Origin of the sequence: Flavobacterium cupriresistens, assembly GCF_020911925.1 — a bacterium.
Classification (GTDB): domain Bacteria; phylum Bacteroidota; class Bacteroidia; order Flavobacteriales; family Flavobacteriaceae; genus Flavobacterium; species Flavobacterium cupriresistens.
The window spans coordinates 5,303,361-5,326,655 of record NZ_CP087134.1; the positions used below are offsets into that span (position 1 = coordinate 5,303,361).

20 protein-coding genes are annotated in these 23,295 nt (G+C 35.3%); 8 read left to right on the forward strand and 12 right to left on the reverse strand.

Features of this window, described 5'->3' with window-relative positions:
- Window positions 1-23: 23 nt before the first annotated feature.
- The 3 genes from traN to LNP23_RS21070 are packed head-to-tail and all read left to right on the forward strand — an operon-like array spanning window position 24 to window position 1,973.
- The gene (traN, locus tag LNP23_RS21060; RefSeq protein WP_230002755.1) at window positions 24-917 is read left to right on the forward strand and encodes a conjugative transposon protein TraN; all 894 of its coding nucleotides are present in this window, start codon (window positions 24-26) and stop codon (window positions 915-917) included.
- 43 nt (window positions 918-960) lie between these two features.
- Window positions 961-1,500, forward strand: coding sequence for a conjugal transfer protein TraO (locus tag LNP23_RS21065; RefSeq protein WP_230005170.1), 540 nt, complete (start codon window positions 961-963; stop codon window positions 1,498-1,500).
- Window positions 1,501-1,511: 11 nt separating this feature from the next.
- The gene (locus LNP23_RS21070; protein ID WP_230002756.1) at window positions 1,512-1,973 is read left to right on the forward strand and encodes a DUF3872 domain-containing protein; all 462 of its coding nucleotides are present in this window, start codon (window positions 1,512-1,514) and stop codon (window positions 1,971-1,973) included.
- 180 nt (window positions 1,974-2,153) lie between these two features.
- Here the strand turns inward: LNP23_RS21070 and LNP23_RS21075 are convergent, their stop codons facing one another.
- The 10 genes from LNP23_RS21075 to LNP23_RS21120 all read right to left on the reverse strand — a co-directional run bounded on the left by LNP23_RS21075 (window position 2,154) and on the right by LNP23_RS21120 (window position 11,161).
- A complete protein-coding gene (locus tag LNP23_RS21075) occupies window positions 2,154-2,546 on the reverse strand; it encodes a hypothetical protein (protein ID WP_230002757.1) in 393 nt (130 codons plus the stop codon).
- 195 nt (window positions 2,547-2,741) lie between these two features.
- A complete protein-coding gene (locus LNP23_RS21080; RefSeq protein ID WP_230002758.1) occupies window positions 2,742-3,734 on the reverse strand; it encodes a hypothetical protein in 993 nt (330 codons plus the stop codon).
- A gap of 145 nt (window positions 3,735-3,879) precedes the next feature.
- Window positions 3,880-5,577 carry a hypothetical protein gene (locus LNP23_RS21085; protein WP_230002759.1) on the reverse strand — a complete coding sequence of 566 codons (1,698 nt, stop codon included), beginning with the start codon at window positions 5,575-5,577 and terminating at the stop codon, window positions 3,880-3,882.
- Window positions 5,578-6,086: 509 nt separating this feature from the next.
- The gene (locus tag LNP23_RS21090) at window positions 6,087-6,893 is read right to left on the reverse strand and encodes a PRTRC system ThiF family protein (RefSeq protein ID WP_230002760.1); all 807 of its coding nucleotides are present in this window, start codon (window positions 6,891-6,893) and stop codon (window positions 6,087-6,089) included.
- Window positions 6,893-7,618 (reverse strand): PRTRC system protein B, encoded by a 726-nt coding sequence (locus tag LNP23_RS21095; RefSeq protein ID WP_230002761.1) that lies wholly within the window; start codon window positions 7,616-7,618, stop codon window positions 6,893-6,895. Before LNP23_RS21095 ends, LNP23_RS21090 begins: the two co-directional genes overlap by 1 nt.
- Window positions 7,615-8,787, reverse strand: coding sequence for a hypothetical protein (locus LNP23_RS21100; RefSeq protein WP_230002762.1), 1,173 nt, complete (start codon window positions 8,785-8,787; stop codon window positions 7,615-7,617). The genes LNP23_RS21095 and LNP23_RS21100 overlap by 4 nt, the downstream gene beginning before the upstream one ends.
- A gap of 17 nt (window positions 8,788-8,804) precedes the next feature.
- Window positions 8,805-9,023, reverse strand: a complete 219-nt coding sequence (locus LNP23_RS21105; RefSeq protein WP_230002763.1) for a PRTRC system protein C — start codon at window positions 9,021-9,023, stop codon at window positions 8,805-8,807.
- A gap of 17 nt (window positions 9,024-9,040) precedes the next feature.
- Window positions 9,041-9,580 carry a PRTRC system protein E gene (locus LNP23_RS21110; RefSeq protein ID WP_230002764.1) on the reverse strand — a complete coding sequence of 180 codons (540 nt, stop codon included), beginning with the start codon at window positions 9,578-9,580 and terminating at the stop codon, window positions 9,041-9,043.
- A gap of 94 nt (window positions 9,581-9,674) precedes the next feature.
- Window positions 9,675-10,748, reverse strand: coding sequence for a DUF932 domain-containing protein (locus tag LNP23_RS21115; protein ID WP_230002765.1), 1,074 nt, complete (start codon window positions 10,746-10,748; stop codon window positions 9,675-9,677).
- A gap of 35 nt (window positions 10,749-10,783) precedes the next feature.
- Window positions 10,784-11,161, reverse strand: a complete 378-nt coding sequence (locus LNP23_RS21120; protein WP_230002766.1) for a single-stranded DNA-binding protein — start codon at window positions 11,159-11,161, stop codon at window positions 10,784-10,786.
- A 571-nt stretch (window positions 11,162-11,732) separates the two neighbouring features.
- Between LNP23_RS21120 and LNP23_RS21125 the strand changes: the two genes are divergently transcribed.
- Complete coding sequence (locus LNP23_RS21125) at window positions 11,733-14,003, forward strand: ATP-dependent nuclease (RefSeq protein ID WP_230002767.1); 2,271 nt, start codon at window positions 11,733-11,735, stop codon at window positions 14,001-14,003.
- A 5-nt stretch (window positions 14,004-14,008) separates the two neighbouring features.
- Window positions 14,009-15,760, forward strand: coding sequence for a UvrD-helicase domain-containing protein (locus LNP23_RS21130; RefSeq protein WP_230002768.1), 1,752 nt, complete (start codon window positions 14,009-14,011; stop codon window positions 15,758-15,760).
- Between the two features lie 238 nt (window positions 15,761-15,998).
- Here the strand turns inward: LNP23_RS21130 and LNP23_RS21135 are convergent, their stop codons facing one another.
- Both LNP23_RS21135 and LNP23_RS21140 read right to left on the reverse strand, forming a co-directional pair.
- Window positions 15,999-17,048 (reverse strand): restriction endonuclease subunit S, encoded by a 1,050-nt coding sequence (locus LNP23_RS21135; protein ID WP_230002769.1) that lies wholly within the window; start codon window positions 17,046-17,048, stop codon window positions 15,999-16,001.
- 13 nt (window positions 17,049-17,061) lie between these two features.
- A complete protein-coding gene (locus tag LNP23_RS21140) occupies window positions 17,062-18,960 on the reverse strand; it encodes an HsdM family class I SAM-dependent methyltransferase (RefSeq protein WP_230002770.1) in 1,899 nt (632 codons plus the stop codon).
- 1,130 nt (window positions 18,961-20,090) lie between these two features.
- On the opposite strand from LNP23_RS21140, the gene LNP23_RS21145 reads away from it, so the two are divergent.
- Genes LNP23_RS21145 through LNP23_RS21155 form a run of 3 tightly spaced genes read left to right on the forward strand, consistent with a single transcriptional unit; the run spans window position 20,091 to window position 23,278 of the window.
- Window positions 20,091-21,752 carry a hypothetical protein gene (locus tag LNP23_RS21145; protein ID WP_230002771.1) on the forward strand — a complete coding sequence of 554 codons (1,662 nt, stop codon included), beginning with the start codon at window positions 20,091-20,093 and terminating at the stop codon, window positions 21,750-21,752.
- A 9-nt stretch (window positions 21,753-21,761) separates the two neighbouring features.
- Entirely contained in the window at window positions 21,762-22,178 is a 417-nt protein-coding gene (locus LNP23_RS21150; protein ID WP_230002772.1) for a hypothetical protein, read from the forward strand.
- An 11-nt stretch (window positions 22,179-22,189) separates the two neighbouring features.
- Window positions 22,190-23,278, forward strand: a complete 1,089-nt coding sequence (locus LNP23_RS21155) for a hypothetical protein (protein ID WP_230002773.1) — start codon at window positions 22,190-22,192, stop codon at window positions 23,276-23,278.
- Window positions 23,279-23,295: the final 17 nt, after the last annotated feature.

Below are 23,295 nucleotides of genomic sequence, written 5' to 3' on the forward strand. Positions count from 1 at the left end.
GTAAACTTAAAATCAATTAAATAATGAAAAACCATTTTAAAACCTTTTGGGCTTTTGCCCTGATGATCGGTTCCTTCGTACCGGCTATGGCACAGGATACTGTAAAATCGCCACTTGCTTTAGGTAGCATCGAACCGTACCAAATGGAAGTCACTTACGACAAGACTTCCCATCTGATTTTTCCAACTGCTATCCGTTATGTGGATCTTGGAAGCGAATACCTGATTGCAGGAAAGGCTGATGATGCCGAAAATGTACTACGGATAAAAGCCTCGGTAAAAGAGTTTGAAACCGAAACCAATTTTTCGGTTATTACCGACGACGGCCATTTTTACAGCTTCAATGTGTATTACAGTTCCTGCCCACAGACGTTAAGTTATGACGTGAAGACAATGCAAAAGACTATAGACAAGTCCAGCGCAAATGATGTGCTTTTTGAAGAGTTGGGAAACAACCCGCCATTACTGGCTGGTCTGCTACTGGAAACCATCTACAAAATGGACAAACGTATTATAAAACATATCGGCGCTAAAAGTTTCGGTATACAGTTTATCCTGAAAGGCATTTACATCCATAATGGAAAATACTATTTCCATACGGAACTTCTCAACCGCACTAATGTTCCTTTCCAGATTGATTTTATCAATTTCAAGGTGGTGGATAAAAAGTTAGCCAAACGCACCGTAGTACAGGAAAGACTAATGATACCACTCCGTATTTACAAGCCGCTGGATGAGATTGGCGGAAAAGCAGTTGAACAAAATGTGTTCCTACTTGACCAGTTTACCATTGCCGATGACAAGGTACTGCAAATCGAAATTTTCGAGAAGAACGGCGGCAGACATCAAACACTTCAGGTGGAAAACTCGGATTTGATAAGAGCCCGACTGATAAATGCTATGCACCTAAAAATATAATAACCTCAATAAAAAATAATAAATGAAAAAATATCTATTGGCAGTGCTGTTTGTAGTAGCAAGCAGTACTATTGTACAGGCACAGAGAATGCTGCCCAAACAAAAAGGGCTTGAAATCAACACAGGAACCTTGTCCAGCGATAGTCCAGACAGGAATTATTACCTCAGCATAGGACTTACTGTAAATGGCAGAAATGGTAATTACCGTTTGTGGGCATTGGAATATACCCATCAATTTTCAACCTACAAAGAGCTGCGAATTCCTCAGGAAACGTATAGCATGGAAGCTGGCTACAGTTTTTACCTGTTTGGAGATATACGAAAAAATATTTCACTAAATGCAGGCATTACTGGGCTTATAGGTTATGAAACCATCAATCGTGGAAATGACATCCTATATGATGGCGCAAAGATTCTCAATGAAGAGAACTTTATCTATGGTGCGGGAGGAAAACTGTCTTTGGAAACCTATTTATCAGATCATTTTGTATTGCTGGTTCAGGCAAGGGCAAAAGTATTCTGGGGAACATCACTGGAACAGCTTCGACCATCAGCAGGTGTGGGTTTACGATATAACTTTTAAAAACAATAATTATGAAATCAGTATTCAATTACAAAAACATCGGTTTTACAGTACATTTTAAATCTCTATGGCTATTTTTTGCCGTCATGCTAAGCACAAGCCTTCTTTCATCATGTGGTAAGGAGGATTTGGAAATCAAAAAAGATTTTCCATTTGAAGTCAGTGTAATGCCGATCCCACAGGCAATTGCCAACGGTAATACCATTGAAATAAGGCTTGCGATTCAAAGAACTGATAAATATAGCGGTACCCAGTATTTTATCCGCTATTTTCAATATGATGGTCTGGGCCTGCTGCGATACGACCAACAGCATGCTTTTGTTCCTAATAATTTATATCTGGTACCAGCGGAGAAATTCCGGCTGTATTATACTTCGCAGTCCTTTGTGACACAGTCTTTCACTGTCTGGATTTCGGATACCTTTGGTAATGAGAAACAGTTGAGTTTTGAGTTAAACAGTGTAAACAGATAAAATTAGTAACGATTGCTATAAAGTAAATTGACCTGCTACAATACAGCAGGTCAATTTTTTACGATTTGTTTTTTAGGGATACTAGATCGGTAAAAGACAGTTTAACAGGCATAATCCCAATGGTGTTAAAGGTTTTATCAGCTATGAAAAATCCTTCAACACCATACTAACAACGTTTCTTTAATATATTCGGATTACCGCTCTATCCCCTTCTTTTCCCCATTGTACCTGCCATGTTCTACCGTCTATTTGGTCGAGCAGAATGAAATTATATATGTTTGTTGTTGGATAAAGAAAGAATCTACCATTCTTCTCTTCATCTTTATATACTAAGGAAATATCTGATAGTGTAGTCACAAACCTAGATTTGCTTTCTGTATTCCATTGAACTTGCCACATTTGTCCATTTCTTGTATCCAATTTGATAAATGTATACATATTCCGTGTAGAAAAAAGGCGGTACACAACATTACTGTCTGTAGAAATATTTTGCGTAGGCGCTCCATCAGTATTCTGAGCAAAAGCCGTAATTGATGCTAAACAAATAATTATAAAAAATACTATTCTTTTCATATTGTTTATTTATGTCTTTTTAAATGGTCAATATTCGCTTCCCTAATTGGACTCAGTTTTCTACTCACTAACGCATAATGTTCCGCCGCTTGGTGTAGTGGCGGTAATTTACCGCTTTGTTGTAAAGATATGTAAATTTCCGACTGAGTATTTTCCGGCTAAGGAAAATAAAACCAGCCATTGCGCAAAACTTTGTTATATGATGTGTTTATTCCAAACTTCCATAGCGTCTTCATAATCTGTACTATCAAAGTTTAAAATCTCGTTCATATACTTTAAAATCTCATTATAGAAAGCTTCAGTTTTATATACTAAATCAGAAAATTTGGTTGGAAATATTCCATTATCTTCCAACTCTTGATAGAATTCAAGAATACTTTTGAAAATTTCACTTCCATTTAAAGTAATGTTCTTTTCTCTAAGGTTTGGCATACTTTCGATATGGTTAGAAATATTTAAAATTATGTTTAACAATCTCAAAAATGGATGAGGATGAGAATAATTATTTATATAAATTTCAGCTTTATCTGAAAAATTAATTACATAATTAAGTAAGCAAGCTCCAAGTATTTTAATCGTGGCAGTGGCAGTTTTTTGATCTATCTCGTTGCCGAAAATTTTATCAATGTATTGTTGTAAATGTGTTGCAATTGCAATAGAGGCATAAGTGTCAGCATTTATTTCTAATTTATGCTTGACCAAATCATATTTATCATCAGTTTTTCTTTCTTGTAATTCAATCTCGTTTTTCTTTTTACAAAACTGAAACAAATGCGCTAATTCATGATAATATGTAAATTGTGTAGTTAGTTGAAAAGCTAAATAACTCATAGGATTGTCAAGCTTTTTAATTAAATCAGGGAACTTATTTTCTACAAATTCATTTAGTTTTTTGTTTTCTGAATAATTTGAAAGACAATTTTTCATTAAACCTAAATTAATTAAAATAACATTTTGCCCATTTACAAAACCTGCCTTCGCGTTTATTTCAAAAGAATTTGTGTATAAGAAAATGTTCGGAGAAATATTTTCTTTTTCAGAGTTAATGTCTAAATTTTCTCTACAAAATTTATATAACCCTTCAAAATGCTCTTCGATAGGTAATCCTCTAAAATCAAAGATATCAGCATTTTTTAGAATGTTGTTTTTCGTTGAGTTTTCTATTTCTAGGTCGTAGTTTTCTGGCATATCATATAACGTCCCGCTTCGCGAGGTTTGGGACTAAATTAAGATTTATTTTTCGGTTAAACACAAATTTTCGAAATACAAGACCAACTTTAAATTAAGTCTAAAACCCAAATCTTGCGAAACTGCCTGTTAGCGGCTGCCTTAACTATTCGTCATCTTCGAATGGATCATATTCCACATATTTTGGTTTTTTAAAATATGGATATTTAATATTTATGATTTTCTCATGTTCACCAGTATCTTCAAGAATCATAAATGTTTTATCAATGAACTTTCCGTTTAATACATCTTCAATTTGTTCAACAGTGTAAATCCTATATTTTGAATTATACATATATAATGTTGGTGTATTAACGATAAAAATCCCTTCAATTTTGTAATCACTAATGTCAATATTCGAAGATGGATACTTTTTATTAAAATGTTTATTCAGTTTCTCTTTGTTCTCTTCAAACCATTTTACTTTTCCGCTGATTGTTTCATTGTATGATTTAGTGCTTTTTGAACCTTTAGAGAAAACGTTAAAATCATTTTTTTGATTAACTGTATCATAGCGTGCAACCAAATGTTTGCAATCAGCAATGAAAACTGTTTTGGTTTTTGGAGAAATTATGATGAAATCTATTTCGCCCAAACCTTGAACATCTATGTTAAAAAAAGTATTATCATGATTAATTTTTTTTACGTTTCTATCGTAAAATAATTTACTATTATTTAGACGTTTTTCTACTTCATCATCTAACCATTTATCGTGTGCATCTTCTTTACTATGTACATATTTTTTAAAGCATTTATTTTCTAACCATTCTATAGGTGCTTTACCCCAAGGAATTGCATTTGAAGAGAGTTGTATAAATGTCTCTGACCAAGCATTCTTGCCAAAATGAGCATAATCCTGTCCATCAATATTCCAAACAATTATTGGTTTGTAGATATATCGATTAAGGTTATATGGTTTACAAGCTAAATTCAATAAAGTCATTTTATTATTTTTATCAAGTGTCAAGCCTCGAAAAAACTGTTCCGCTGTTTCAATTGGAACTTTACAAAAATGGTTTAAATTAAATGGAAGTGTTGGCAGACCAACTCCAACAATCTGACCGCCTTGAGGTTTTAGTTGCTCGTGTATTGTTGCAACTAATGTTCTCACTTCATCATATTTAATATTGAAACATTCTTCAATTGCTTTTTTTAAGTCTTCAAATCCTGCCAAGTCACTATCGTCAACCACTGTTTTAGTAAATTGTCCATTTAATTCTTGAGCTATATCTTTAAAAATAAACTCATAATGATGTCTACGGCTAAAAGTATATTCATCATTTTCATCAAACTTAATTTCTGCTAAATCTTCAATCATTGATTGTTCAGCATATAAACCCACACATGTTAAAATCATTTCTCCAAGAAAAAGCAATTCATCTATTTTGGGTGTAACTCTTTTAAGATAGTCGTTGTTTTTTGTTTCACCATTTATCATTTTTACATCACAACCAGTTTCAAGAATGAACTTTAAAATTCTTCGATATCCTGCTATATATGTCCAATCTATTTCTCCTGATAATTTTTCATCATTGTGTTTATATACAAACTCGGTCACATCTTCATGGAAAGTAAAGATGTCTTGATAAAATCTAACAGAAGTTTCTTTATGACATATTGAATTGAATTCTTTGATGTAATAATCTATACTCATTGTCAGAATCTCGCGAATCTGACTTTCATCGAATGGCCCTTTTCCAAATTTTCCTATGATTAAAACAGATAACGCTGTTCTAAACTTCTTTTCAACGTACTTCTCTCCTTTACAAATGAGGTATTGTCCTTTCAGTTTGTGTATCTTCATGATTAAGGTTGATAAAGGTTGCCTCTAACTTGTTTATAGTGATGACTAGCTCATCATAATACACCTGCTATTAGGTAGATTGTGATGATAAATCCTGTTTTTATCATCGTATATCTTTCAAATATAATAAATTATAAACCAGTTTTTTGGACTTATAACAAAATAATAAAATCGCTATTGCTGGGAATCAACTTGAAGGAAAGTTAAATTTATCCTATGAATGAAGTAAAACAAAAATTGACTTAAAAGAACAATAAAAAGGATACCTCCAAAGCGACCTTCTTTTGCTTCTTTTCTTTGGTCGCCTGACATAAGAAAGAAAAGAAGTCGCAGAATTTATTTATTAGGGATATGTATCCCTGTGAAGGACGACAACTTCTTTGGTAAAATATAAGAGACGAGTTTATGAATCGGCATATATTTTTGGCAAAGTGGTTGCACCACTTAAATGCAAAAAGACTGTCCCGACCATCGGAAGGGTTTGTCTTTTTGCCGCCCGATTTTTAGGGTCAGGCAACTGGAATGGGCTGTGAACGGAAATCTTTCAGATTGAGAAAAAATCCCCTGTTCTCCGTCATGCCATAACGGAACAAGCTCCATAGAAGGGAGCATCCCATTTGAGCGAGTGCTGAATTAATAAACAATTCCTGTTTTTCCAATGCTTCAGCAAGGGAACAGCTTGGCGTGTCGTCCTCTTGTTCGGACTGTTTTAACAGTTCTCCAAATTCTTCGGTAACAAATGGCAGGCTTGCCACCGTTTCATACTTCTCAGAATGGGGTTGCTTTATTTCCCCGATAGTGGATAGGATAACCTGTCCTGTATGCTGGCTGTTCCCAAAGTCCAGCCAATATTTTGGTGCGTCCCTATGGTGTTTTCGGTTGTTTTGCAGGTTCAAAATATCCGCAATAGCAAAGCGGGACTTTACACTGTCTACACAGGAAATGTAAAGAGTTGCTTCTGCACTTTTGGGCAATCTTCCCAAATCATCTTTTTCAAATTTAACTGTTTCCGCTTTCCAATTCGTACCCATAAAACGATTTGCACGGTTTATGAGTGCAACGGATTTGTACAATGCGACCTCACATTCTGCAAAACGCTGTCTGCCCAAATTGGCACTCGTTACAATATCATCATCCCAAAGGCGAACGGATACCCCTGCGTGTCCGAGTTCAACTAGACTGTGGTTCATTTCCATTAAAGCGGTCAGAACTTTTGAGCCTGTACCACCTGCACCGATTATGTTTACGGTAATAGGGTTTGTCGAATTTATCAGGTAAATATCCGTAAAATGTATTTTTGTTTTCTCGGTATTCATCACAATAGATTTTTAAGTGTTTTGTTATTTTTCTTCAATACTTCTTTGGGAAAGGTTTTTCCTGTCCCAATAAGGTCTTTCCAAAGATTTACGCAATTACCTTTTATTGGACTGTTCTGCCCCAATAAATGACTGAAATAACTGTTGAAAAAATAGTTTTCCCAAGCTTGTGTAAATTCCTCTACCGAAGCGGAGTTTTTGATGTTGATATTGACAGAACCCATGCATACTTTGCCGTCCTCATAGATGTTGAAAAAAGGTGCGAAATACAATGGCGTTTTCTCTGTCGGTCTTCTATCACTTGTGAGTGCAAATAGCCAAAGACTGTTTTTGTTGGCATACCAAACCATAGGAGGTACATACGCTATACCACTCGGAATGTCCAGACCGTTCACAAAATACAGCTGTCGCCTCTGTGCTTTGGTGTACCATAATACCGCACCTTTATCAATATTGGGATTAATATGCAGAATGTTGGTTGGCAAAATCCCATTGGATTTTAAAAAGGCTTTATCCTTGTTCTTTTCGGTCTGCAGTGACTTTGCCAATGCATTGGCTTCCCGTTCTGTTAATGGATGAGCATTAATAGGACTGCCGTTTTTGTCCATATCAAAATGCTCCACATATACATCGTTATCCGTTCCTTTGGCTTCATAGAAAACCAAAGCGGATTTTGGGTGGTACAAAGTCCCAAAACTTGCGGTTATATCGTTTGTGTTTTTCATTTTCTTGTTGTTTCATAGTTATACAATAGACTGCACATATCGTCCAATAGGGCAAATAATCTGTTCTCAAAATCAAGACTGGTATTTGTTACGTCTTTGCCGTCAAAGCATTTGCAAATGGTAGGTTCCTGCATTGCTCCGTACTCGTTAAACTCGTTGTTTATGGTGTCGGAAATACTCTCGTACAACCATCCTTTGGTGTGCGATATAAAGGAAATGTACTTTTCCATACCGATAGTTTCGTTTTCGTCCTCTTCATTGTCGGGGTCATCCTTTATTTGTGCGTTTCGGAAAATGCTTGCGTTTGGGTATTGTGTATATAACGCAAAGGCTTTGGAAGTTAACTGCTGGCAATCGTGGTCGAATGTATCACGACTTTTAAAAGCATTTAAACGTTGTTCAAAAACCTGTAAATTGATACGGTTAAAAATCTTCTGTTCTATGCAATCCCCAATCAATTCCGCTTTACTAAATTCAAGTTGATACGTTTCTGCTTCGTCTGTTTCATCATCCTGTTCCACCCAGTCCTTGTGCATTTCGTACATCCAATACAGATAACTGTCTTCTTGTCTGAAATAAGGGATGTCCGCAATGTGGTACAAGTAAGAGCAAACGGAAATGAGCAGTTGGGCATTTTTTTTCCGCTTGGGGTCGTGTAACATCTGATACAACGGTTCAATCGGAATATAATACAGGGTCGTACCTGTATTGTATTTTTCCTCACTGATAAAATAGGTTTTCTTACTGTCCTGTAACAAACGTATTTCCTGCCAGTTTAAAACACGCTGTTTTAGCTTTTCCTCCATATCCCATATAGCTAGTGCCATATTGTAGGGATAGTCAAATTGATTTGTCTTCATTGGTTCAATCTTGTAATGCTCGGCAAGTTGGAATAGGGAGTTATAAAAATCCTTTTCCGTTTTTGCTATTTTCTCACAAGCCTGTACCGTTTTACTTTCTTTGAGTTTAGGCAGGAAAGAAGTCTTTAGAAAACCATCGGAAGCATTGCTGTTGGCACTGATTTGCGTTTGTCTTTCTGTATCTCGTTTGCATCTTTGGGTCTTTGCATCCAATGGACGAACTCGCTGAGCTGTTGGTACAACTGTCTTTGTCCTTTTTGTTCGGGCGGGCTGATTGTTCCCGATATAATGTGTTTGTGCATAATTCATCGCTTTAATATTTTGGTTTAACCTTTAGTACCCATTACGCTCTCAAATCGGTATTCGACCGCATCGTCCCTGATGGCGGGTGCAGATATTTTGGCGGTAGTCAAAATGGGGTATGTATTGGCATAAAAATTCAATACCGCTTCCACGCTCCAACGTGGTTCGGGGTCGGTCAGTCTAATGTCCTGCCCCTTGTCTTTGAGTACAAACACTCGTTCCAATTGTGTTGCTAATAACATGATTTCTAATTTAACGGTTATACATTCTGTTGCTGTTCCGTTCCAAAAAGGCTTGGGGCGGAAAACTTGTCGGATAGTTCCGTTTTGCGTCTGCGTATCTCGTCAGCCTTTTCGGGAAACTCTGTTATTTCGGGTACTTTCATCCATGCATCACGGAATTTGCCTTCTTTCTCCAATTCTTCCGCCTTTGCCATGCCGTCTTTAAACTTCTTGTCTTTGGCTTCCTGTTCTTTCTTCTTACCGTCGGCTTTTTCTTTCTCCATTGCGGATTGCTTTTTAGCTTCCTCCAATTGCTTCATAAATCCCTCCATATCCACCATTAAGCCCGAAGCGGTCAGTATAGGCGTTGTTATCTTCCCAAAAAAACCGTTGTCCAGTTCTTCTGCTGTTCCCCGAAGATTAAGGGGCGGTATGATATTCTTTGCGTTATCTCCGCATTGTTCGTTTTGGAGCATAACCGATACAATAAGGGTGTTTTCTGCTCCCTTTGCTATGGTCAGGTGTAAATCTCCTTGTATATCCATCTGTGCTATCTGATTGAAAAAATTTGTGTCCATCGTGCTAAAAATTTAATTGTCCATTTTATCTAATGCCTTCACATCCGAAAGTTTTTAAAGGCTACCACCATTTAAGACGGTAGCCTATGGTTATTTAATTAAGGTTTAAGATTTCTGCTCCGTCTGTTGCAAAAGAGGTACATAGTTCAAAAGCCTTTTGGGACTTTAGCTGTGCCGTACCGCCCATTACAATACTCTGTAGCTTGGCTTCATTATCTTTGTAACTGCGTACATTCTGATAGTAGCCTGTCACAGCATTGTATGCCCCAAACAATGTGCCTTTTGTAGTGTCCATCTGCTGAGTATCACTTACCATAGCGTAAGCAAACGCATCTTCCACCGTGTTTTTGAAGAGAGTGGAAACTTCATCATCTGCACCTTTTTTGAGTAAATCAAAAGTTTCCTTGTTTGGACATAGCGCCAATTGGATTAGCTTTCTTACCTCTTTGTCTGTTACCTTTACTTTTGCCCATTCATTGAATATGCCCTCTAACTGACTGCTCAATGTGTTCGCCAATCCCATAATCTTGTGAGCGTTCTCAATACGCTGTTTTGCTCCCGAAGTGTGTTTGATACGCACTACATTAGTCATACTTCGTAAGGAAGCATTAAGGGTGTTTTGGCATACGATACGGATAGGCGTAAAAGCGGCGGTGATACTTCCACTTCCATCGTGCGAAGTGGTCAGGAAAATGTATTTTTCGGTTACATCATTGCCATTTCCAACTCGGATATAGTCGGGTAGTTTGGCTGTGATAAATATGCGTTCCCCATTACCCAGCGCTCCTGCGGTTTCATATAGTATTCCCTCTCCACCGCCTACAATGGCATCAAAGAAGTTAAATGCTTCACGGTTCTGCACGATATGATAGTCTTTGCCTACCACTCCCAATACTGCATTGTTATCTGTGCGTATATTGGCAAAATAGTTAGGGACTTCCAATTCGTTACTACCTATCTCGATACTGTCAGCCGTTTGAATAATACCCGAACCTTTGGTAAATAGCGGACTTTTAACGACTTCATAATCTAACCCTGCAAATTTTATAGCTTCCTCGCTTGTTGGGTATTGCTCTACAATTTGCCCTAGTCCGTGCCACGCTTTTTCCTTTACGCTAAAGAATGAATAACCTCCTGTTTCGCTGTTAAAATTGATATTATGTGCCATGATTTTAAAATTTTAAATTATTTAGGTGCTCGTTGTTAAAATGGTAGGTCGTCCTTTGTTTCGTCATTATTGTTTCCTGTAGAAGCCTGTAACGCTTCGGCTTTTTTACCGCCCCCGTGCAGTTTGATTTGCGAGGTGTTGAAGTTCAGTCCTGCGTGGGGTTGTCCGTCACTGCCTTTCCACGCTCTTGCGCTCACTTTACCTGTCAGTTCTACCACCGTACCTTTTGTGAGTATCTGCGCTACTTTTGGACTAAGCCAATAGGCGCAGTCGAAGTACGTTGTCTGCTCTATGCGTTCGCCCGCCTTGTTTCTGTAGCTGTCGTTGATGGCTACCGAAAAGTTTACTACTGTTTTGCTGTTCGACACGTTGCGTACCTGCGCATCCGCTGTCACTCTTCCTGTGATGTTCATAATTTCTAAGATTTTTAGTGATTATTTTTTTTGAAATTTTATTCGGCAATGAGAGGAGGTGCTGTTTTGTTTCATCAAATCCATTTTTAATATTTTACTTTTCATTGCTGACATTTTTTTTATTCGTCTAAAGAGCCGGAGTATGCTATGTTTCGTTTCGGGAGCATAAAAAGGTTAGTGTTTAGCAATAGCAAGGTTTTGACAAAAAATACAACCCGGATGGGTGGAGATTTTTTGTCAAACCTGAAGGACCTGGCCTTGCTATTGCGTTAAGGACACGGAGTTACCTTTGCTGCTGAAATGAGACAAAAGCATACTGGTTATTGGATTTAAAAATGAGATGGAAGAATGAACTACAGGAGGGAATAAAGTTTGTAGATCAATACATGTAAATAGATGCAAGATGTAGTAGTAAATACGAAACAGTCAATTTTAATAACCACTAATCCTTGAATTAGTGTAACCCTACTTAATGTCTATCGAGATCTTGTAAGATTATTTTAGCACAGCATTTGTTAAAATTTTAGGTATCTTTGACTAGATAGTAACCTGATTTAAGAAAGTTTCCGTAATGAAGATTAAAACAATAGAAATAAGAAATTTTAGGCTATTAAAGAAGGTTGTTCTTAGCTTAGAAGATTACACTACCGTCGTGGTAGGTAGAAACAATTCTGGAAAAACCTCATTAACCGAGATTTTCCGAAGGCTGATAGGGGATAAAAACCCAACTTTTTCGCTTTTTGATTTCAGTATTTCTTCCATCGAAGGCTTTAAATCTGCATTGCAGAAAAAGCTAAGCGGCGCAAATGATCAAGAAATTCGAGCTGAGATTCCCTCAATTGAAATTAAGATCACAATTGAATATCCTATTGACGCTGAAGACTTGGGCACACTAAGTGATTTTATTATCGACCTCAACGTTGCAAGTAATACTGCCGTTATTTTGGTTCAATACACTTTGAAAGATGGCAAATTAGATAATTTATTTGAAGGAACTACTGACGATAGTGCTGAAAGTATTGCGGCATTTATTAAGTCATTACGAGAAAAAATTCCGAATCTTTTTGAAGCTAAAATATTTGCACAAGATCCAAATGATGAAACTAACGTTGCAACAATGGATCATACCAAATTTAAATCCGTAATTGGAGCAGGTTTCATCAATGCACAGCGTGGCCTTGATGATGTGACACATTCAGAAAAGGATGTGCTGGGCAAAGTCTTGTCGCAACTTTTTAAAACATCAAAATCGGATTCAGCACCTGAAGACATGAAAGAAAAGTCAGAGGCACTGCAAGTTATTATAGATGAAATTCAAGAAAAAGTTGATACAGATTTTAATGGAAAACTTGACAAGTTGCTTCCTGCGTTAGCTCTATTTGGCTATCCAGGTTTGGCCGACCCAAACTTAAGCACAGAAACTCGTCTCGATGTGTCAAACATCTTAGATAGTCACACCAAAATAAGATACAATCAGGGCGACAACCTATTCTTGCCAGAGACATATAACGGTCTTGGTTCTAGAAACCTTATCTATATTTTGTTTCAGCTATTTGAATTTTTTCGTCAATACCAAAGTAGACCGGTTAGCAATAGTCTAGACATAATCTTTATTGAAGAGCCTGAAGCACATTTACATCCACAGATGCAGCAGATATTTATTAAGAAGCTTTATGAAATTGCGGAAGAATTTTCAAATGTTTTAAATGAAGGAAAACCTTGGCCCGTCCAATTTGTTGTAACTACACACTCAACTCATATTGCCAACGAAGCGGAATTTGAAGCTATAAGATATTTTCTAACATCTAATAATGAACAAAGAGAAACAACAATAAAAGACCTGCGAAAAGAATTTCGCGCTGACGAACTGCAAGCCGACAAAGAATTTTTGCATAAATATTTAACTCTTACAAAATGTGATCTTTACTTTGCAGATAAGGCCATTTTGATTGAAGGTATAGCAGAGAGGCTAATGATGCCGTTGTTAATTAGCAAAAGTGACGCTTTAACGATGCAAGCCAAATTGGCTGTAAATCCTGTAACTGCCGTTGTTGCTGTCGAAAGTGATCCTGAAGCCGCGATTCCAACAGAAGACCAATCTTCTCTTCCAGATACACAGGAAGAAACTGCAAATAATATAGACACTCCCATCTCAAGCTCAACGCAGATGGTTCCTATTTCTACTGTAGAACCAAGCGGTGACGTTGCAATCCCTGAAAGCACTGTCCATACAGAAGACTTTCCTACATTAAGTACACAGTACATCAGCGTAATCGAAGTTGGCGGTGCCTATGCACACCATTTTTATAAATTTTTAGACTTTTTAGAACTCAGGTGCCTTGTCATCACAGATATTGATGCCGTTGTTTCCACAGTAAAGGACAGGAAAACTACATATCCAGGATCACTTGTATGTGAAGGATCGCATAGTTCAAATGCAGGAATAAAAAATTGGTTCGCTCCAGGTACAGCTGGCCATTACACAATGGCAAATTGCATAGCTAAAACACCTAATGAAAAAGTTTCAGGATCTCGACGGATCGCTTATCAAATCCCAGAGGATGGACTTGATGGATGCGGACGGAGTTTTGAAGAAGCTTTAATCTTAGCTAATCGGGAGCTATTTGCTGTAACAGGCTACTCAGTCGCTGAGATTGAAAAATTTGCTGACGATAATGCGCCGGACAACAAGAATAAGTCAGCATTTGCTCTAGAGTACGGATTAGAAAAAACGGATTGGAAAGCTCCAAAGTATATTGTCGAAGGCCTACAGTGGCTTGCACTCAAGCCCAACAAGCCAGCAGAAGATGTTGAGGAAGCAATTGTTGAACTTGTACAATAAAAAAGATGAAAGAAGAACAAACCAGTCCGGCAGAAAAAGCATCGCAAGAATGTTTAAAGCAAGTGCTCAAGGCGATTGATGAGCATCAAAATTTTCTTGTTGAAGCTGGTGCTGGTGCAGGAAAGACTTATACGCTCATTAAAGCACTAAAACATTTAATAGCAAAATATTCAGTAGAGTTTGAAAGAGCAAATAAGAAAATAGCTTGTATCACTTATACTAATGTTGCAAAAGATGAAATTAAATCTCGTACTGATAATCATCCAGTTATAATTGCCGATACAATTCATGCTTTTGCTTGGCAAGTTATGCAGGTTTTTCAAAAACCATTACGGGACAGAATATCTGCTCTAGGGGACAAATGGGTTGCAAGAATTGAAGAGGCCGGTGGTATTACTGACCAGAAAGTCATTTATAATTTGGGATATCCCAAAATTACTGAAACCGAGATTTTCTTGCATCATGACGATGTGATTAAACTCTTTACATCACTATTAGGCGACGTAAAATTTAGAAAGATATTCGCGAACAAATATCCAGTGCTGTTGATCGACGAATATCAAGATACTAACTTGTCATTAGCAAATACTTTGGTCGAGCATTTTATTGAAACCGAGCAAGGACCCTTGATTGGTTTTTTTGGAGACCACTGGCAAAAAATTTATGGTTCAAGCTCTTGCGGTCTGATACAAGCTTCAGATGGTAAATTACTTTCAATTGGAAAACAGGCTAATTTCAGATCGGACAAAAGCATTGTTGATGTGTTGAATAATATGCGGCCCGAATTACCTCAGCACGAACATGACCCAAATTCTGCTGGTGAAATCAGTGTTTATCATACAAATAACTTTACAGGAGTGCGACGCACCGGAGCCCACTGGAATGGTGATTTACCCGAAGATGTAGCGCATGAAAGGTTGGAAACACTGAAAGAACTCCTGAGGGTTTCGGGATGGAATATAGCTCCTGAAACTACAAAAATATTAATGTTGACAAACAATGTCCTTGCTTCTGAACAAGGATATCAAACTGTTAGTTCTGCATTTTCTGATTCAGATGATTACCTGAAAAAGAACAATGAATACATTTCCTTTTTGACCGACACGGTAGAGATAGGTGCTGAGGCGTTTATAGAAAAGCGTTATGGCTTAATGATAGAAGCATTTAGAATAAATACCAATCGAATTAGAAGACATAACGATAAGCAGGTCTGGCATGACGCTATGATTCAACTAAATGACGAACGTACCAATGGTACAATTGGCAGCGTTATAGATCTGCTTAAATTGACTTCAAAACCAAGGCTACCAAAGAAAATCGATGATCGTGAAAACCGCTTAGCGGTGGTTCGACTTCAGCCCGAAGCAGAGCGTAGTGAGGAGGATAAAAAATTTATAGCAAAATATGACGGTATACGAACAATTCCTTATCCTGAAATCGGAAATTTATCGAAATACATAGATGACAAAACCATATATTCCACAAAGCACGGAGTCAAAGGTGCTCAATTTGAAAACGTAATTGTTGTGTTTGGAAGGGGTTGGAATCATTATAATTGGAATCAGATGCTTGAGCATGTCCACTCTGGAAATATACCTGAAGCCAATCGTGATGCCTTTGAAAGAAACAGAAATCTTTTTTACGTTGCGTGTTCGAGACCTAAGCATCGTCTAAGCCTTTTGTTCACACAAGAACTATCAGCTAATGCAATTCAAGGATTACAGCGTTGGTTTGGTAAAATAGTACAACCCATTTAAGACCTATTTACGATAAAGGTAGATAAGCCACTAAAAAGTAAACCTTTTAAATCTATTTGCGAAGGAACGCATTTTTAAATGGTAAATAATTGAAAAACGAACTGAAGACCAAAAAAACAAAAAAATGTAATGTATAAATATTGATTACAAAAAAGCTAAATGAGCAACCAAACATAGATTCGATCACAGGTAAAAAAGAAATTCTTTTTATTGTTATATAGTGTTTTTAAAAATGTTATTATTCCTCAGTATTTTTTACCTCAAGATAATTTGTGAGTTTCTCGAATTCTATTTTCTTTATGTAGTTTTCCATATAATCATAGTCGATGTGTCCCTTTTTATTTATCGGAAATAATAATTTTTGTCTTAACATTCGGGTTTCATTAAACTTATATGCATATTGGAACTTGGACTTTTGGTTTAAAATACTTGTTTTTATGAACAGATATAAAAATTCATTTCCTTCTACTTCTTTTAGGCTTAATCTTTTTACATCATCTGAAAATATAGCTTTGTAAGGATGATAAAAATTTTCTACAACACTTCCGTTGTAGTTTACTCCTAAAACATTCGAATCTAAAGAAGAATTGACATTTGAAACAAAATTTGTAATCCCATTATTTGAATCAGATGCACCAATAAATGGGGTTTCACCCTTAAACATATCCGCTTTTGTGAGTCTTTTACCGGCCTTTATGTTAAAAACATCTTCAATAAAAAATTCTCCCCACTCTTTTTTATTAAGTGTTTCAACCTCCTTGAAATCTTTTACTTGTTCTAATTTTTTAGTTATGTAATTTTCAATTTGTCTATTTTTTTCATGCATTTTATCCTCTATATACTTTTCCATAAAAGCATAATCAGGTTTGCCTTTGGAATTTACAGGCAATAGGATTTTTTCTCTTTGAATTCTTTTGTCGTTTATTTCCCTATTAAAACCATACTTCTCATTTAGTCTTTTTGCAATACTTGATATAAATAAGTAAACGTTTTTACTAAAATTTTTATTCTCAAGTTTGGTAACGTGATCACTTGCTACAAATGAAAATGGCTGAAAAAAAGTTGCACCTACACTACCACTATTAGCAATTGTTAAACACTTTTCAAATTTTCTAACATTTTCTGTATTTCCTATAAAGCCATCAACACCATTATTTAATGCTGTTGATGAAATGTAAGGTTGAATACCTGCTTTGTGATCATCTTTTTTTAATCGTTTTCCTCTTTGAATACTTGGAAAAATTTCGTTTAAATTGAATTCACTCCACTTAATATCTTTTAAGTCCATTCTAATAAGATTATTAATTATCAAACAAATATTGTTTGCCTTGCAAAACCATATTTAATTCAAATGTTAGATAGTTTGCAATGGTCTTTTCAAAGTCATCTGCATTAGGAATTTCATCATTGAAATAGTAAAACGAATGTAACCATTCATCTTCAGGCTCAATAGTAGTTTTTACGCAAAATTTTGTTTCGGCTTCAATGCGGTTAAACCATACATCTAATAAATGCTGTTTTTTGTCTTTAGCGTGGATGGTCTCAACAAGACCTCTATGTTTTTGAACTTCAAATCCATCGTTTTCAAAGTTAATAAACTTTACTTTCTTGTCTTTGTAATGTGGAACACCTGCAGTAAAAACTGCAATACAGGGATTTGTTCCTACTCCATAGAACGTATTTTTATTTAGTGTAATCACCCCTTCCAGAGTGTGATGTTTTAAAATATTTTCTTTTATTGCCTGCTCTTCCTTAGTTTTACCTGTCATAGAAGATTGAGGTACAATTACAATTACTTTACCATCTTGTACGATAGAATTTAGTAAATGTTCAGTAAAATTAATCTCGTATAAATTCGTATTGTTTTTACTCCCCATTGAGTAAGGTGGATTCATCATTCCAATTGTACAACCTTTTTCCTGTAATAAGGACGAGTTAAATTTCAAAAAATCTTCTTGTTCAAGATTACTTTTTCCATCACCACGCAAAATCATATTTGTGGTAGCAATAGTAAACATATAAGGTTGGAGTTCTAAACCATGCAGCTGGTTTTTCCTAATATTTTTTTGCTCTTCTGGACTATCCGTTTTTTGTAACATATTATGCATAGATGCGATTAAAAAACCTGCTGTTCCACAGCAAGGGTCTAAAATCGAGTCCGAAGGTTTTAATTCTACCAAGTCACAAAACAACTCCGTAACGTGCTTTGGTGTTAGTACAATGCCTAAAGATTGGCCATCTCCACCAGAGTACGACATAAATTCCCCATAAAATCTTCCCAAATAATCTTCAGCAGACTGTATGTATTTAATATTTTTATAAATGTTCTCGTATAAAAAATCTGTAAAGTGCTTTAAGGGCGTTTTCTTTAAATATTCATTTTCTTCATTGATAGCTTTGGTGTCTTTTATCACCAAAAATTGGCTAAGTAATTTATCCTTTTTTACTTGAGGAGAAACATTAGCTCTTTTTAAGTTTTTTTCAATGGCCTCGTATATTTTTTCGCCATCAGTTGTAGATTGGTCACCAGTAAGACTTTCAATACTGAAACCTTTATGTTCCATTTCCCTCAATGCCAAAAGTATACCCGAAACTATAAGTGGTTTATCTTTGTCTTGAATACTGCCATAATTTCTTAAATCTTCATGTAAATTTTTGGCATCCTTTAGAATTTCTTCTGTTGTTTTATCCTCTGGTGTCTGTTCTTTAAGTATGTTTTTTGTGTAGTATTCATCAATATTTTTTTCATTGAAAAGTGTAAACGTTTCTACGTCGTCAAGTTCTTTGTACCCACCTCTTTCATCAATAAATATAGGCGTTATTTTGTGTCTTTTTTCGTTTCCTGAAACTCCAAAGACTATGAATTTTTTGTAATTAGTCTTTTGAGCCAAATGTTTTCCATAAAACAAAGCACCATTTACAGCGTAATTCTTCACACTAGGTATCTCGTTACAAATTAAGTCTTTTTCGTTTCTCTTAAAATGTAATGATACATCTGATTTATTTTCAATAAGTAAAACAAAATCTTTTACAACTCCGCAATATTCTGGAAAACCAACTTTACCTGTACCCGCTTTTGATGCTGATTTTAAAGCATTATCGATTTCTTTAATGTTACTGCCTTGTGGGTGTAAATCAACATTTGCTTCTTTAAGCATCTCATAAACCCACAAATCTGTTAATATTTCTTTTTTTGCCATTTATACTCGATTATAAATCATATCTAATTGTTGGTAAAGTTAATTTTTTTTTACTGTTATACATGTAAAATGCATGCAAATTGTTACTCGTACTCGGATTGATTTTGATTAGAATGCATATACAAATCCGTTTGTCGAGGCTTTAATTACAATTGAAATATTTCTTAGCATTCATGGTTACCACTTTGAAACTTACATCACATATTTTATTAATAACACAGTGATCATAATGTTGTATTGTATTAGCATTTTTAATACATTTACACATATAGAAGTACATTGACTGACTGCAATTAAATTGATCAAGGAAACAAAGGACTACAAGGTAAGTCATTATAAATGAGACCTATTCGGCTACCCTTTTTGGAAGAGTACTTGAGAATACCAATAAAATCAACGAATTAAGGAATAGGCATGTAATCCTGCCACCCCGACAACTTAGTTGTTAATTCGCAAAAAAGCCTGTAAGTCAAACGATTTACAGGTCTTTTTATTTATTCCACTCCAAAATATTCAAGTTTTATCAAAGAAAATGGCATCTGCCATTAATACCTCCGAGTGGGACATCGAAAAAGGCATGGCGAGGAGAAGTCGTAAGGAGACTACTGAACTTAATATGTTACTTAATCAGTTCAATACCAATATTATCAGTATTTATCAACAGATGATTCTTTCAGATCTTACTTATAGATTTCTATTAGACTTTGAAAGCTATCTCTTTAATCATCTACCTAAAGATCACCAAAAACCCTTAACAATAATGGACTTGCAACAAAAAGTCGGGCAAATTTTCCAAGACCTATACCACACTTTTTATTTTATAAAATTCTAGTTCCATTTCTTTAGCTACCTTTTTATCCGTTTCGCATCGGAAAATGTTCTGGTTGGATAGTCTGATTCTTGTGTTTTATATGTAGGTATGTAATGGAAAAAATAAGATTATTGATTACATACTAAAACGAGAAGTTTTTACGAAATCAAAAAACACGTAATTATACGTATGTTAATAAAATATCAAAACTATACATTTACACTTACAAACACATATAAGTATGTGAATAAGTTTTCATATCAACATCAAAACTTAAAACATCTTGCTTAGGTAGTTTTATTAACTTATTCATTTGCTAATGTTTAAAAAGTCAAACAAAAAGGAGATTGGGGTTTTAATAATCACTGTATTATTATTTCTAAGTTCAAATCTTGTCTATTCGCAATCAAAGGAAACAATAGTCACTTATGATATTGACAAACGTGACTTTGAGGGCATCTTACCATTTGATGAAAGTTTTAAAATCAAGTTCAAATCCACAAAACCTATATCGTTAATACAAGTCAAATATAAGATCGACCAGAAAGGTCTCATAGATGATCAGTTTAAAAAGAAATATTATTTCCAAAAAGATGCTGATGTTGTAAACGGATATCTGACTTCCGATTTAAGAAATGTATCCTTTCAATCTTTCTCCATAGGAGGCATCGGTCCGTTGCACCCAAATACTCCTTACATCTTCGAATTTTATATTTATGAAAAGATTAATGCTACCGACAATACAGCAAATTCCCTGAAAGCGGATGTGGAAAAGTTCATTAATAAACTTTATTTGAATACTGATGTATTACCTGATCCAGGAACTATTACAGGTCAATTTAATTCGGTACTTCAAAAATATGTTACTAATTTATATGATGAGGAAGGTAATGCTTTAACGGTTCAAAATATATTTTCATCAGACTTACAGAATTATAAAAGTGATCTTACGATTGCCAAGACAAAAATTGAACAGGCAATAAAGAATAATGATAGCGATGCATTGCAAATTGAACCTTCAGATTTTGGTGCTAATTTCTGTAACTTGATTGAAAACCTAGATTCCAAAAACTTAGTTAACCCGGATCTACTTGATGAACCTATGAGCCTATTAATAGAAGGATATAGTAATGTAACCCTTAAAGAAATGATTAATTTTTATAAACTTAATTGTAACAGAGACTTTACATATTCATCATCAATAATCAATGGAAGAGCTAAATATAATAATAAGCTGGAACTACAAGTACTTCCAAAAGAGCAGAGGTATAAAAACATTGAATCGCTAGAGCTATTAAAGTCGTCAATTATATTGATGAACAAACTTAAATTGAAAAGTGGTAATTCTCATTATTTTCGTAGAGCTATTGATTCTAGTGTTAACACATTATTAGACAACATAATAACAGAAGAGAAAATAATTAATGATAACCGAACTAAAATTTCGGAACTGAATGCCGATACGCCCAACATATTATTGAATAAGTTTTCACAGACGGCATTCAGGAATGATTATAAAGCCATTACCGAAGTTGAAAGTGCTGCTACACCCTACATAAACTTGGATTTAGGAGTGCTATACGCCAGTGAATTAAAAGACGTATTTGCCTTACAAACTGTAAACTTTCATTTATTGCCAGTTAACAGAAATGCACTATTTTCGGAATTAAAAGGATGGGATAAATTTTTTAAACAAGCTTGTTTGCAGGTAGGATTGGCCCAACGGTTAGGACCTACTGACGAATCATATCATACTTTTTTGACAGGTGACCTCGGTACTCCATATGTGGGCTTGGGATTCAGGGTCAATAGAATTCTAAGAGTCAGCACAGGAATGATTGTTTACCGAGAAGAAAATAATAATCCTATAATAACTGATAAAATAACAAAAGGTTCCTTTTCATTTACTATTACCATTAATTCGGCTCTGTCATCAGCATTAGGACTTGTTGGTGGTATCTTTAAAGGGGTCAATAAATAATCATTTACCATGGCAGGAATTATACTAAGCAGACCGAAAATTACAAACCAGTCACCAGTTGCCCAACTCAGATTTGAGGCAGATGGAAGTAAATTGGTTAGTGAAGAATGTCAATTAACTATCGAAATAACATTTGCAAATGGAGAGGAAATGGATTGTGCAGTGCGGGTCTCTATCGATAAAACTCTTCACAGCTATTTTACTATTGATCCCAATACAGTAAATTCGAACAAATATGAGATATATCGATATTATGGTAAAGTAAAGAGTGGTAAAACGGACACCTTTAAATTCCGCTTAAAATCTGATAAATCTATCGAAGATATTAAGGCCTTTGCATCACCTATAATCATAATAATAACAGTTTATAATTGCAAGTCTAATAATCTAAGGAAGAGTGAATCTGTCAATTGGGCTATTATCTAAATCAAATAAGAATGATTATGTATAAAAAAAATCAGTCCATCTATATTGCCCTTTTCTTGGCAGTATTTTTATGTTTCTCCTGTGATAGTAAAGACGATGACAGGGTTTCTAATGATGCAATAATATATCTTACTGTTATGGATGAGAATGATTCCCCAGTAATAGAAGTACCAGGTGATGGGGAAACATTATTAAAATTGCAGGCAAAAATACCAGTAAATGCTGATGCTAAATATAGAAAAGTTACTTTTAGGACATCAAATGGACAATTCTTATCATCAACTACAAATACAATGTATGAGAAAACTGTTGATGCTAACGGAATAGCCGAGGTTTTCTTGAAAGTTCCTCTTAATCATGACCCATTGTTTCTTTCTGCAGAAATTGGTGCAGACGCTAATAAATATATTTCTGAGCAACATATAACACTCCTTAATGTTGGTGAAATTATCAATTTAGACATTTTAGATAATAATGGGAATCCTATAAGCAGTGAAATTAGGGCCGATGGAAATACAATCCTTACTGTAAAAGCAACTGTGAATTTTAATTCTAATGCTATAGGGTCTATTAAATTTATAACATCAGCAGGTAATTTTTTAGGGATTAATAACGCTAATAGTACGGTAGCTATAAATGGCAATGTTGCAACTATTCAGTTGAAGGTGCCAAAAACTGTAGGTGGAGTCTATCTTCGGGCTGAAGCATTAACCAATTCTAATATATTTAAAAACGGTACTTTGCCATTGACAAGAGCATTTGCTGATAATATCATTCTCGAACCTAGTAGATTATCCATTGACTCATCAGATGACTTAGTAATAATAAACACTTATCTTACAAGGAATATTGGGTATGTCAGCATTGGAAGCACAGCTCAATATAAAGCGTTTCAGTTAGATAATAACAATAATGAAGTGGAGGTTGGCAGATTTACAGGTCTTGCAGAGGCCTTTACAAATGACAGTAGTCTAATTTCTTCTGTGAAATTTGTACCTGACACTGGGGATATAAACTTTACAGAGCCTATAATAATTAGAGTATCAGCAAGGAATGACAATGACCAAGAGATTCAGCGGAGTTTTATTTTAAATAATTAACCCTACCTGTAAGTACA